Raw genomic sequence first — 13,344 nt, 5'->3', positions numbered from 1 at the left:
ATCCTGCTGACGCACCTCAGCCATCGCACCGGTCTGGTGCTCCCGGTTCGCGAGATCGCCGCCTTGGCCAGGTCGCGCGGCATCGACGTGATCGTCGATGCCGCGCATAGCTGGCAGCAGCTCGATTTCACGCTGCCAGACCTCGACTGCGACTTCGTCGGCCTGACCGGCCACAAATGGCTGGGCGCGCCGTTGGGCGTGGGGATGATCCATGTCCGCAGCGCTGCGCTCGCGAAAATCGATCGCGACCCGGCCGAGGAGCCCGGCGGCGCGGACTCGCTTCGCTGTCGGGTCCACACCGGCACGCTCGACTATGCGGCGCAGCTGACCGTGCCCGCGGCGCTCGCGTTCCAGCGCGCGATCGGCCGCCCGCGCCGCGCCGCGCGGCTGCGCTGGTTGCGCGATCGCTGGGTCGGGGCGGCGCGCCGGATCGACGGCGTCGACGTGCTGACGCCCGACGATCCGGCGCTGCACGGCGGCATCACCTCATTCCGGCTGCGCGGCGTTGTCGACACGCAGGGCAACAGGGCGGTGGCGGCCAGACTGCTCGATCGTCACCGCATCTTCACGGTCCATCGCGACGGTGCGGCGAAGGGCGCCTGCGTCCGCGTCACGCCCGCGCTGTTCACCCGGGCGTCCGACGTCGACGCGCTCGCCGCCGCGCTCACGGATATTGTTGGATGGGCGGGATCGCGACGAGCGCGTTCGTGTTGGGGCACCGCGACCGGCGCGTGGGCACGGCGCGTCAGGACCGGCGCGGCCGGGATGCCACGCCCGATCCGAGGTCAGAACCAGGGGTGCAGCATCTCGGCGCGGGACGGTCCGGCGAGGCCGACAAGAAAATCGCCGACCTCGTCGAGCAGCCCGTCGAGCCCCGGCAGATGGTCCGAGTCCGCGTCAGGGCCGGCGTAGACCAGCTTGGACGCGTTGCTCACCCCCAGCAGCGTCACGGAAGTGCCGCTGCTGAAGCCCACGCTGAGATCCTTCACGCCGTCGCGATTGACGTCGCTCACCTGGGTACGCAGCACGCGCAGCCCGTCGTCGAGCACGATGCGGTCCTCGGCCACGTCGAAGTCGCTGATCGTGTCGCTGCCCTCGGCGCGCCCGAAGTGGAAGCGATCGGCGCCCGTCCCGCCCCACAGCTGATCGTTGCCGAGCCCGCCGAACAGCGCGTCGCATCCCGCCCCGCCGCGCAGGACATCGTTGCCGAGGCCGCCGAACAGCAGGTCGTTACCCTCGCCGCCGTCGAGCGTGTCATTGCCCAGCCCGCCGCTCAGCCAGTCGTGCCCGCCCATGCCCGAGAGCGTATCGTTGCCGAGCCCACCCGACAGACGGTCCTCGCCCGCGGTGCCGGTGAGCCGGTCGGCGAAGATCGTGCCGGTGCGGGTGACTCCGTCGGCGATGCCGGTGACGGTCACCGCCACCGTCGCGCTGCTGGTCTGCCCGGCGGCGTCGGTGACGGTGTAGCTGAACCGGTCGGTCGCGGTCGCGCCGGCAGCGAGCGCGTCGAACGAATCATCGTCGGCGACGTAGCGCAGCGTCTGGCTCGCCGCATCGAACGCGACATGGCCGAGCGTGCCGGCGGTGTCGACCGCGGCGATCGTCAGCGTGTCGCCCGCGTCGGGGTCGCGGTCGTTGCCGAGCAGCATCGCCCACAGGTTGGCGCTGGTGGCATCCTCGTCGACCCGCACCGCGTCCGCTGCCGCGACGGGCGCCTCGTTGACGTCGCTCACCGCGATGGCGAAGCCGTGCTCGGTCGTCGCGCCCGCACTGTCGGTCGCGCGCGCGACGATCGCGTGGCTCGCCGCCTCATGGTCAAGCGAGGACGTGGTGGTGATCACGCCGGTCCGGGCGTCGACCGCGAACCGGCCCTCGGCGTCGTCGATCAGCGCGTAGTGCAGCGTGTCATTGGGCGTGTCGGTCGCCGACAGCGTGCCGACGATCGTGCCCGCGGGCAGGTTCTCGTCGACGCTGGCGTGGCTGAGCGTCAGGTCGCTCGGCGCGGCGCCGACGAAAAGCAGCGCCACCTGCGGGTCATGGTCGGTCGGGCGCTCGCCCGCCTGCGAGTTGAGATGGACCGAGTCGTAGCCCGCGCCGCCGACCAGACCCTGGGTGACGAGCACGTTGTCGATCTGCTGCGCGTTGCCCTCGAACAGATAGGAGTAGCGCTCCTCGCTGGGCAGCAGCGTGTTGAGGTTGGTCAGCACGCCGCCCTTAGCCGGATCGGTCAGCTGGGTCTGCGCGTCCTCGAAGTAGAAGCCGTTCCAGTCGCCCAGCACCGCGATGTTGAGCGCCGGATCGTCGGCGAGATGCTCGGTGATATAGGCCTTCACCCCCGCCGCCTGGGCGGTGCGGGCGGCGTCGCCGGCGTTGACCGCTGGCTGGTCGGCGCCCTGCAGCGGCTCGCTGCCGAGCCGCGAGGTGAGGTGGACGTTGATCGCGGTCACCGTCTCGCCGGCGAAGGTGAACTGCGCCACCAGCGGGTTGCGCGTGCCCTGATAGGCCGCGCCGGTGATCAGCTCGGCGCTGCCGTCGACGTAGCCGACGCGGTGGGTGTTGTAGAGATAGCCGTTGCGGATGTTGCCGCCGGGCTCGCCCCCGGTCGAGCCGGCGACGGTGGGCGCCACCTCGACATAGGAATAAAGCAACCCCGTCTGCGCGTAGATAGCGTCGATAAGCCCCTGCGCGGTGACAGTGCCGGACAGGTCGGCGCCGCTGCCCGCGCCGTCGGCGTCCTGGATCTCCTGCACCGCGATCACGTCGGGCGCCTTGAGATTGTAAACGATGTCACCCGCCAGCACATCGAACTTCTGGTCCGACGTGTCGAGGTTCTCGAGATTGTAGGTGGCGATCGAGAGATGGTTGCTGTTGCCCGCCAGCGAAGTGACCTCGCGCGCCAGCGTCACGTCGCGTGTGGCGCTCACCCCCTCCGTGGCAATCACCTCATATTGGTCGAACGAGTAATTGACCACGCCGGTGACGCTGCTGAGCTGGTCGCCGATCGTGTAGCCCGGGTGGAAGCCGGCGAAGACGCCGCTGTCGTCGTCGATCTGGATCTTCTCGGGATTATAGTCGCCGGGCGAGATCGTGATGCCGCCGCGGTCGTTGACGCCCGTCGCGCCCCGGCCGTGCGAGGCGACCACGTCGGTCTCGCCGAAATCGTTGGTGTTCGACACCGCCTGGGGCGCGTCGATCGTCACGCGCATGCCCTCGAGCGACTCCCAGAAGTCGAGCCCGTCGTGCCGCGGATCGAACTGGCTGAGCCTGTCGTCGTCGAGCACCTCGCTCGGCGGCAGCACGCCGCCTTGGCCGATCACCACCGCGGCGGGCAGCGCGTTGCCGCTGCTCCCCACAGTCACGGTCGGGCGGGTCAGCTCGGTCAGTGTCAATGCCTGCGCGTCGCCGGCATATTCGGTCACCGTCGCCGCGACTGACACGCCGTCCCCCACCGTGACCTTGGGTGCGCTGCTGGTGAAGACGAAGATGCCGTCGGACGTGGCGTCGGTGCCGTCGCCGTGCGCCGACTGGAGATAGAAGCCGTTGGTATCCACCGCGGTGACGATGCCGGTGGTAGCGACGCTCTGGCCGACATAGGCGGAGCGGTGCGCCTCGCCCTGGATCGCGCCGATGCTGAGCGCGATCGGGTCGTCGTTGACGATCGTGCCGGTGGCGTGCGCGATGTCGACCACCACGTCGCCCGTGGTCGCGCCGAGCGTCAGCGACAGCGTCTCGTTGAGCTCGCCGACGCTATCGCCGTGCACCGGCACGACGATCGTCCTGCTCGCCTCGCCCGCGGCGAAGCGGACCGTGCCTCCGAGCGCCGCGCCGGGGGCCAGGTCGTCGGCGCCGGCGGTGCCGTCGAGGTGGATGGCATAGTCGACGCTCGCGGCCAGCGCGGTGCCGCCGGCGCGGCGCACGGTGAAGACCAGCTGGGTGACGCCGTCGTCGCCCTCGGCCACCTGCGCGTCGGCGACGCTGATCCGCCCAGTGCCGGTGGCGGAGAGGAAGCTCTGCCCAGCGTTGACGCTGCCGAAGCTGCTCGCCTGCCCCGCCGCCCAGGTGAAGTCGGCCGCGGTGGCACCCGCGCCGGTGAGCTGGAGCGAGAGGCCGGTGGCGGGGGCGGGATCCTCGGACACGCCGATGTCGGTGCTGGTGACGCCCGCCGCCGGCGTGCCCGCGGCGGCGGTGAAGGTCCCCTCATAGGAGAGCAGCTGGAAGACGCTGCCGTCGGGCGCGATCAGCGCGACGCCGTCGGCCCCGCCGTTCTGGATGCCCGCGCGCGCGAACGATAGCGCGCCGTAGCCGGCGCCCTCGTCGTCGAGCGTGCCCGTCAATGCCAGCGTGTCATACACCGGCGAGGCGGCGGGATTGTTCGAGCCGTTGTAGAAGACCAGGCGGTAGCCGCTCAGGTCGGTGCCCGCGGTGCCGGCGATCTCGATCGCCTCGCCGGCGTCGGTGCCGACATTGTCATAGTGGATCTCGTTGATGAAGACGTCGGGCATTGCCGGCACTCGCGCTGGAGAGGTTCTGCAAGGTTTAGATCGACGTAGAAGGTCAGTATGACAGACATATGGCGTCGTCGCCGGCACTCGCGGGCGCCGTGACTTCCGTCGTGCGACTGTCACGGCGGCTTCACGAACACGGCATAGGCCGCGCCTCATCGTCCCCGACAACGCGCGGTGTGCAGCAATGGCAGGATGGCGCGACAGTGCCGCTACTCTCACACCGATCGAGCCGCCGATCGGGCTGGAGCTGCCCGACGCAGCGCTGGAACGCGCGCTGCGCGCGTTCGTGGCCGGACGCGTGCGTCAGCCGGCCGATCGCGACGACATCGTGCAGGAGACCTATGCGCGGCTGTTCGGCTATCAAACGATGCGGGAGGTCGGCGACGTCAAGGCGCTGTGCTTCGCGATCGCGCGCAACCTGCTGCTCGATCACCATCGTTCGATGCGACGCGGGACGTCGGTCGAACTGGACGAGGAGCTGGTCTGCCCGCTGCCCAGCGCCGAGCGGATCGTCGCGTTCCGCCGCGCGGTCGCGGTGCTCGCCGACGCGCTCGAGCGCATGCCCCCGCTGCGGCGCGAGATCTTCCTGCGAAAGCGGGTCGACGGCCTCACCACGGCCGACATCGCGGGCGCGCTGGAGATGAGCCTCGCCGCGGTCGAGAAGCACGTCGTCCGTGCCTTCGCCGACCTGCGCGCGGCGCTCGCGCGGCGCGGCGTCACGCTGGCGGACGGAGCGTGAGCGCCTCCCCCCGCGACGCGCTCGCCCTCGACGAGCAGGGGCTCGCCGACGCGCTGCGCGAGGCCGCGGCGCGCTGCGGGCGACTATCGGACGAGCAGCTGCGCGCGCTGCGCCGGCGTCGCCGCACCGTCGTGCGCGCGGCGGGCGGGGTCTTGGCGGCGGCTGGCGCGCTGTGGCTTGCCGCCCCGGCATGGCGGGGCGCAGGAGCGCCCGTCCCGGCGGCCTGGTCGCGCACGCTCGCGACCCCCGCGGGCGGGCGCGGTACGCTGACGCTCACGGACGGGTCAACGGTGCGGCTCAACGGTGCGACGCGGATACGCGTGACGTATCGCGCCGACGAACGTCGCGCCGAGCTGCTCGGCGGCCAAGCCTTCTTCGACGTGCGCCACGATTCGGCGCGCCCCTTCACCGTCGTGGCGGGGCGGACCAGTGCGCGCGTGCTCGGCACCGCGTTCGATCTCAACCTGACTCGGCGCCAGGTGGCGCTATCGGTCTATCGCGGGGCCGTCGGCTTCGACCCGGCGGGCGCGCGCGGCGTGGTGGTGCGAGCGGGCTACCGCAGCAGCATCGCCGCGGGGACGGCGAGCGCGCCGGCGCGCTTCGACGCCAATCTGCCCGACTGGCGCGCGGGCTGGGTCGACACCGACGGCATGCGGCTGGACGATCTGGTCGAGGTGCTCGACCGCGCCGGCGCGAACGTCGCTGCACCGCGCGAGCCGCTCGCCTCGACCCGCGTGTTCGGTCGCTTCCGCACCGATCGGCCGCGCGCGCTGCTCGGCGCGATCGGCGCGGGGTTCGGCTTCGCGGTGGTGGAGCGCGACGGCGAGCTGGTCCTGGAGCAGCATTGAGGCGGTCTCCGCTCAACGTCGACGCGTCCAAGCGTATCACCTGAGCTCGTCGGGGGCTCACCCGCCCGCGCCGGCGATCGCGGCAAACCCGCACACGCAGGGCGGAGCCGCAGACCGCCGATTAGTTTGTCCGGATCGCGGCACTGCTGACGTCTTCCTCCCGGGCGGCGCGACGACGCGTCGTACGTGGGGGATAATATGAAGCTTCTGGTTGGTACCTCGGCTCTCACTGTCGCGCTCGCCGCGCCCGCGCAGGGACAGGCGCCGGCACCAGTGGTCGCCTTCGCGATCCCGGCGGGCGACCTCGGCGCGGCGCTGTCGCGCTACTCGAATGTCACCGGTATGCAGGTGATCGCCGCGCCCGCGCTGGTGGCGGGCCGGCGCACCGCGGGAGTGAGCGGCACCTACACGCCGCGCGACGCACTCGCGCTGCTGCTGCGCGGCTCGGGGCTGCGCCCGATGGCGCGCGACGGCGTGCTGCTGCTGAGCGAAGAGCCCGCGCGAACTCGCCCCACGCGCGCCACCGCGGCGGTCGCAGCCGAGCCCGTACCGGTCAGCGAAGGCGCAGCGGACGCGATCGCCGACGCCGCGCCCGGCGATATCGTCGTCACCGGCTTCCGCGGCAGCCTGCTGGCGGCGCAGCAGCTCAAGCGCCGCGCGGTCGGCACCGAGGACAATATCCTCGCCTCCGACATCGCCGCCTTCCCCGATCTCAACCTGGCCGAGGCGCTGCAGCGCGTTCCCGGCGTGGCGATCAACCGCGACACCGGCGAGGGCCGCCAGATCACCCTGCGCGGGCTCGGCGCCGATTTCACGCGCACCCAGCTCAACGGCATGGAGGTGCTCGGCAACACCGCCTCGGGCATGGACAATCGCGGCAACGTCAGCCGCACGCGCGGCTTCGACTTCAGCCTGTTCGCGTCCGAACTGTTCAACCGCGTCAGCGTGCAGAAGAGCTATGCCGCGAACCAGGACGAGGGCGGCATCGCGGGCACCGTGCAGCTCTATACCGCGCGACCGTTCGACTATGACGGCCCGCGCGTCGTGCTCTCCGCCAAGGGCCAGACCAACACCAACACGGATGGCGTGACGCCGCGGCTCGTCGCGCTCTTCTCACAGCGGCAGGGCAATGTCGGCGCGCTGGTCTCGGTCGCTTACTCCAAGATCCGCAACAACGAATATGGCTACCGCAACTGGAACTGGGGCAAGGTCACCTATGGCACGCGCAACATCAGTCCCGAGATCGACGATGCCACGCGCGCGCTGCTGCGCGGCGGCACGATCTTCGCACCCCAGGCGCAGTCGCCGTCGACCTGGTACACGGAGCGCGAGCGGATCGGCGTCACGACGGCGCTGCAATACCACCCGGGCGAGCGGTTCACGCTCGACGTCGACCTGCTCTACGGCCGGCTGTCGGACGACCGTGACGACTGGGCGATCGCGGCCGGCGGCTATAACGCGCTGACCGGCAACGTCAGCGGCACGCAGGTGATCCGCTCGGCGACGATCGAGGGCAACTCGCTGGTGGCGGCGAGCTACACCGGGATCGACCAGCGCACCGAGCACCACCGCGTGGTCAACTCCACCGACTTCTACCAGGCGGTGGCCAATCTCGGCTGGCAGGCGAGCGACCGGCTCAAGCTGACCGCGCTGGCGGGCTACCAGAAGTCCGACTTCGCGCAGCCGGTGTTCGACAAGGTGTTCCTGCAGGCGCGCAACACCGCCTTCGGCTTCGACATGCGCCCGACCGTACCGCGCAACAGCTACGGCTTCGACCTGACCGACCCGTCGCTATGGAACGTGCAGCGGCTGGTGACGCAGGAGAACACGATCCGCAGCGACTATACCAACGCGCAGATCCAGGCGGTCTACGATGCCAGCGACATCCTCAAGCTGGAGCTCGGCGGCGAGTACAAGCGCTTCACCAACGGCGGCTATCAGTATCTCACCAACATCTTCTACGGCACGCAGGCGACCGCCGATCGCACCGTGCCCGACTCGCTCAAGTTTGAGATCAACCGCGACAGCCTGCTGCCCTACGTCGGCGGCGACGTGGACGGCATCTACGCGCTGCTCGGCAACAACCGGAACCTCACGCGCGCCAACCTCACCGCGGGCAGCGACTTCGGCATCGTCGAGGAGACCTGGGCGGGCTTCGCGCAGCTCGACCTCGACACCTATCTCGGCGCGATGCGGCTGCGCGGCAACGCGGGCGTTCGCTATTATCACACCGACCTGACCTCGCGCGGGTCGCTCGCCACCGCCACCAACGGCGTCACCACATTGGAGCCGGTGACCGCGCGCACCAGCAGCGAGGACTGGCTCCCCGCGCTCAACGTCGCGCTCGACGTCACCCAGCGGCTGGTCGCGCGCGGCTCGGTGGCGCGCAACGTCAACCGGCCCGGGCTGGCGCAGCTCGCCGCGGCCGGGACGCTGACGGTGGCGCCGTTCGGCGGCACCGTCTCGGTGGGCAACCCCTATCTCGCCCCCTTCCGCTCGACCTCGGCCGAGGGCGGGCTGGAATATTACATGGACCGCAACGGCTTCGCCTCGCTCGGCTTCTTCTGGAAGGACCTCGACAGCTTCATCACCTCGGAGACGTCGCAGGTTTCCTACAGCGCCACCGGCTTCCCCGTGTCGCTGCTGCTGCCCGGCCAGGACGGCACCACGCCGTACAATTATACGCGCCCGATCAACGGCGAGGGCGCCAGCATCCGCGGCGTGGAGGTGGCGTTCCAGCACGACTTCACCTTCCTGCCGGCGCCGTTCGACCGTCTCGGCGCGGTCGCCAACGGCACCTGGATCAGCGGCGACCAGAATGCGGTGTACAACGGCGTGAGCGAGCGCATCCCGCTCTACAACCTGTCGCGCTGGGCGGCCAATGCGACGCTCTACTTCGAGACCGAGCGGTTCGGCGCGCGCGTCTCCACCGCCTATCGCAGCCGCTATCTCACCGGCGCGGGCGGCAACGCCAACGTCGGCGAGGGCATCCGCCCCACCAACAACATCGATTTCCAGATCCGCTACAGCCCGACGCCCAACCTGCGCTTCGTCGCCGAGGGCATCAACGTCACCAACCAGGCCATCGAGCAGTTCACCGATCGAACCGCCGACCGTACCCTGGTGTACACCACGAGCGGGCGGATCTTCACGCTCGGCGTCACCACCACCTTCTGATCTCGACGTCCGCGGCCTCGGCCGCGGGCGAGAGTGCGTGTGCGTAGCCTGTCACCAACGACACCGGGAGACCATGATGACGACACGATCCTTCCTCGCTGTGCTGGGTGCCGCGGCGGCGCTGCTCGCGCCTGCCGTTGCCTCCGCGCAGGGCTGGCCCGCCCCGGTCAACCCGCTGCCCGAGCGCGCCACCGCGCTCGACAAGCGGTTCCAGCCCGCGATCGACTTCGACACCGACGTCTGTTTCAACGTCGCCGCGATCGACTCGAACGGCAACGTCAGCGCGGCCGCCTCGACCTACGCTACCCGCCCGCCAGCCTTGTGCCGTAGCGCCAGCTACCTGCGCAGCAGCAACGTCTACTCACGCAGCCGCTGCAACAACGGCTATTGTGGTCGGGTCTACGCCTACTTCTGGCAGTCGGACTTCAGCCATGCCTATGATTGGGAAACGATCATTGTCTGGACCACCGACGCCGGCAGCGGCAGCCGCGTCGTCGGCGTCACCCGCGGCGACCACGGTGACTGGAACACGCGCGCGGTGAGCGGCGGCCAGCTGCGCTTCGTCAGCGACTCGACCGGCGAGCACGCGAAACTGGTGTTCCACTACGAGACCTGGGGCTTCTCGCACCTGTTCCGCTTCAGCAAGACCGACGGCGGCGACGAGCCGCCCGAGAATGGCACCGGCCAGTGGGTAATCCAGCCGCTGGTGAGCTGGAACGGCTATCCCTCGCGCAGCGTGCGCGACCGCGTATCCGGCTACGACTTCGGCAGCGGCAATTTCGAGATCAAGGACGCACGCTTCGCCACGACCCTGGCGAACGCCAACAAGAGCAACATCGCGCCCGGCTTCGACCCCAACCTCGACGCGGGCAGCGACTCGCCCGGGTGCCCGAGCGGCGCGACGATCTGCTGAGCCGTCGGGAGGCGTCGCCTCCCCGACCGATTGCGTCATGTGCCGTCATCCCGCCGACCGGCGGGATGACGGCACATGGCCTCCCCACCGACGGAGAAGCGGGTGATGACCATCGGCCACCTGACTCGCCCATCACGTCCGCGCCGCCTCGGCGTGGCACTGCTCGTGCTCGCGTCGGCCGGACTCGCAATATGGGCGATCGTACCTGTGCAGCGAACGAGCTCGCGGAACGATACAGTCACCGTCGTCGCGCCCGCGACCGTCGCACCGCCGGCCCTGGCCCTCGGGCGCCGCATCCCGGCTCCGTTGCGCGAGCGCCCTGCGCCAGCACCGCGCGTCGCCATGGCCGCGGTGCCGCCCGCGGTGGTCGCGGCGCGCGTCACGCGCGCGCACCCGCTGCTCACCGACGTCGCCATCGCGTGTTCGGCGGACACCTGCACGCTCGACGCGACGGTGCGTCCGGCGCACGGAAAGGCCGCGTTGGACGAGCGCCAGGCGATGCTGCTTGGCGGGCTCGCGACGACGCTTGCGAACTCGGGCTATCGCATGGCGGTCCCGTTCGGCTTCGATGAGACTGACAACAACGTCTTCCACCTACGCGCTGCGCTTACCCCAGCCTCCATGGCAAAAGGCGCGTGATCAGCCGTTTTCTGGCTCGCTCACCAGCGCTCAAAAGGGCGGCAAGCGGACCCAGAACCGGTCACTCGACGGCTTCTGCTCGCCACTCAACTCTGGCCGCTCGTTCATCCCGGTACCCGAGTCGTCCCGGCGTTCCGCAGAGCGCTCGGCTTGGCCTCGTTTGGGAGAAAAGCCGCATGTTCGCTTTCGAGCGGCTGGGTGCGGCTATGTGCCGGTCGCATCGCTACAGGCGTGCTGAATGTCGGGTATTGGGCCTCGTCGTTCGCTCGGATTATCGTGCATCAGCGATCTGCCGGGGGTCAGCAGCTCTGCATGGAACATCAGTTCCAGTCCAATCGAAGTCGTACGTCGTCGGCACGGTCTCGCCGTTGCCGATCGACGTCTTCTTCCCGGCAGGATCGTAGGAAATCCAGCCCATGCTGTTGTCGAAGGAGGCAATGCGGCCGTTGTCGCGCTGTGCCGCCGCCATATCGATTTCGGGCTGTTCGATGCGCGATGCACGGATCATGCGGATCGCTCCGTCGCGCATTTCCCAGGCGCGGTGATAGGCGCGCCCGAACATGCGAGTGTCGAAGCTGCTCTTCGACGACCACTGTTTCGCCTGCGTAGAGGTCGGCACCCGCACGGTGGTCACGAAGCAGGTATAGTCCGGCTTGGTGTAGAACGGTGCGTCCCGGTTCTGGTCGGACGCACGAACCCGCCGCTCCGGCGGGCTAAACCCACCGCCCGGCAGGGCCAGTGATTTCCCGCCCGCACCGTCGTCGGACCAGTCGAAGGTGCCCGTGCCGCTAATCGCCAGAACGCTGGTCCCCGCCGCCTGATCGTAGCGCCATTGGACGTCGTCGATCGTCTGGAACGTGTCGCCAATCGCGTTCTGGCGGAAAACGTCGAGCAGCTGTGCGGCGGTGACTGGGGCGAACTGCATCTGCTTCTGTAGGCCTTTAAGGCCACGCAGGATCTCGGTCGATACGATCCTGGCCGGCTTGTCGAAGCCGGCACGCGCATCGATCTCAAACAGGTTGATCTCGTCTGGCGTGGTCGCTGGCTGCCACTGCAGCTTTTCGAGGGTGTTGCCCATAGGAGTAAGCGGCAAGACCCAACTCACAGGGTAGACTAGCTGAGAACTGGGCAACGCCACCGAAGGGAGAGTTCCGTCCAGCCAGTAGGTCTTGCCATCGATGCGCGCGCGGACGAGAACGTGATCGAACAGCTGCGGTAGCGCTAGTCGCTGGTCGAAGCCGTCGTCATTGCCGCCCGAGTTGACCAGCACCGGCTCTGCGTCGATGCTCATCTCCGCCAGGAGCGCCAAGAGCAGGACGGTCTTGCCCTTGCAGTCACCATACCGGCGCTGCCAAGTCTCGTCGGCCGTGGCCGGGATGAGGTTGCCACCGTTCAGACCGACATAGATGTACCGCACGTCCTGCTGCACAAGCTTCAACGCCTCGGCGGCACGGTCCAGTGGACGCGACTGCGCAGCCGCGATGCGGACGGCTTCGCGCTTCACGGCGGAATTAGCAGCTAGTGTCGCGGCCTTGGCGAACATCGGAGCAAAATGACGCGAAACCGTCGGCCAATCGGCGAACTGGCTGTACTCCACGGCGCGCTGCCACTGGTAGCGCAGCGGCGCGTCCTTGGGCGGTGAAAGAAGAGCCGGATTGTCAAACCGGAAGTCGACTACCTGCTCGCCCTTCACCATCGCGGCCGTCATGTCAGCGGTGGGCTTGATGGTGGGTGCACGACCCTGATCCCAACTCAGCCCCAAATGGTAGCGGCCGGGTGCCGGGCTCGATCCCAGCAAGAGAATACCCGCCTCATTGTGACCAAGCCCTGGATCACTGGAGAAGACGGTTATGTCGACCTCTAGCTCGTCGCCGACCCGAAGGTCGGGCACTTTGAGTACCGCCGTAAGCGTCCCATCAAGCTTCGCCGCCTCCAGCTGATCTTCGCGCCGGAGGATCTCGAACGTTGCATTCTTCAGCACGTCGACAACCTGACCGTCCCGGAGAACCTTGATTTCGTGGACAATCGGAGCTCCCGCGCCAGGGTTCCAGGCGATCGAGATGTTACCGAACTGCAAGGCCGCAGAGTCGAGGAGTTTGATGCGATAGCCGAGGTACTGAGCTTGCCCCTTCTCACTGAGGTGCACTTCGACGTCCTGTCGCCGAAAGAACACTGGGCCAGTTGTGGTAGCTGGCAGAGGCAGGAGCGTGGACGGCGTGGCCCAGGTTGGGACGGGACCTCGGCGGACCTGCTCGCTCTGCGCCAAGGTGGGACCCGCAACGATCATTGACGCCGCAAGCAGCAACGCAGCACGTACCCTCATTCGGACCCCCGTCCCTCTCTGTCGGCCGCCATTGTGGCAGACCCATCTTCGCTTGCAAGGGAGAAGGGCGCGTCATGACGCGGCGGTTACGGAGCAGCCGTATGCATCGAGCGCCGCGCAACCTGTGAGAAGCTGGCTTTGCTCGCGCTTACGGCCCCTCTCGTTCCGAGGACCCGTAACCGGTCAGTCAGGGGCTCCTG

At 68.9% G+C, this 13,344-nt stretch carries 7 protein-coding genes and 1 pseudogene; 6 read left to right on the top strand and 2 right to left on the bottom strand.

What is annotated here, in order from left to right; all coding sequences use genetic code 11:
* Positions 1-912: aminotransferase class V-fold PLP-dependent enzyme (locus ACMGDM_RS11515; protein ID WP_436804245.1), on the top strand; the 912-nt coding region annotated here is incomplete at its 5' end.
* Between the two features lie 203 nt (positions 913-1,115).
* Here ACMGDM_RS11515 and ACMGDM_RS20670 read toward each other — a convergent pair.
* Positions 1,116-4,502, bottom strand: a pseudogene (locus ACMGDM_RS20670) (DUF8508 domain-containing protein); the annotation flags it as partial.
* 187 nt (positions 4,503-4,689) lie between these two features.
* Between ACMGDM_RS20670 and ACMGDM_RS11505 the strand changes: the two are divergent.
* From ACMGDM_RS11505 to ACMGDM_RS11485, 5 genes are all read left to right on the top strand, one after another.
* Entirely contained in the window at positions 4,690-5,244 is a 555-nt protein-coding gene (locus tag ACMGDM_RS11505) for an RNA polymerase sigma factor (RefSeq protein ID WP_436804244.1), read from the top strand.
* Positions 5,241-6,092, top strand: a complete 852-nt coding sequence (locus ACMGDM_RS11500; RefSeq protein WP_436804243.1) for a FecR family protein — start codon at positions 5,241-5,243, stop codon at positions 6,090-6,092. Before ACMGDM_RS11505 ends, ACMGDM_RS11500 begins: the two co-directional genes overlap by 4 nt.
* A gap of 198 nt (positions 6,093-6,290) precedes the next feature.
* Positions 6,291-9,269, top strand: coding sequence for a TonB-dependent receptor (locus tag ACMGDM_RS11495; RefSeq protein WP_436804242.1), 2,979 nt, complete (start codon positions 6,291-6,293; stop codon positions 9,267-9,269).
* A gap of 76 nt (positions 9,270-9,345) precedes the next feature.
* Positions 9,346-10,182, top strand: a complete 837-nt coding sequence (locus tag ACMGDM_RS11490) for an NPP1 family protein (RefSeq protein WP_436804241.1) — start codon at positions 9,346-9,348, stop codon at positions 10,180-10,182.
* A 105-nt stretch (positions 10,183-10,287) separates the two neighbouring features.
* Positions 10,288-10,821 carry a hypothetical protein gene (locus ACMGDM_RS11485; RefSeq protein ID WP_436804240.1) on the top strand — a complete coding sequence of 178 codons (534 nt, stop codon included), beginning with the start codon at positions 10,288-10,290 and terminating at the stop codon, positions 10,819-10,821.
* 271 nt (positions 10,822-11,092) lie between these two features.
* On the opposite strand, the gene ACMGDM_RS11480 is transcribed toward ACMGDM_RS11485, so the two are convergent.
* Complete coding sequence (locus tag ACMGDM_RS11480) at positions 11,093-12,967, bottom strand: DUF3857 domain-containing transglutaminase family protein (RefSeq protein ID WP_436804239.1); 1,875 nt, start codon at positions 12,965-12,967, stop codon at positions 11,093-11,095.
* Positions 12,968-13,344 lie beyond the last annotated feature (377 nt).

Source organism: Sphingomonas larreae (assembly GCF_051400595.1).
Classification (GTDB): domain Bacteria; phylum Pseudomonadota; class Alphaproteobacteria; order Sphingomonadales; family Sphingomonadaceae; genus Sphingomonas.
The sequence above is the reverse complement of the archived record's forward strand: the minus strand, read 5'-3'. Positions and strand labels throughout refer to the sequence as shown.

Bases quoted from the DNA above. Each gene is read 5' to 3' on its own strand.
- ACMGDM_RS11495 (WP_436804242.1), top strand. From the start codon at position 6,291: ATGAAGCTTCTGGTTGGTACCTCGGCTCTCACTGTCGCGCTCGCCGCG.
- ACMGDM_RS11490 (WP_436804241.1), top strand. From the start codon at position 9,346: ATGACGACACGATCCTTCCTCGCTGTGCTGGGTGCCGCGGCGGCGCTG.
- ACMGDM_RS11505 (WP_436804244.1), top strand. From the start codon at position 4,690: ATGGCAGGATGGCGCGACAGTGCCGCTACTCTCACACCGATCGAGCCG.
- ACMGDM_RS11485 (WP_436804240.1), top strand. From the start codon at position 10,288: ATGACCATCGGCCACCTGACTCGCCCATCACGTCCGCGCCGCCTCGGC.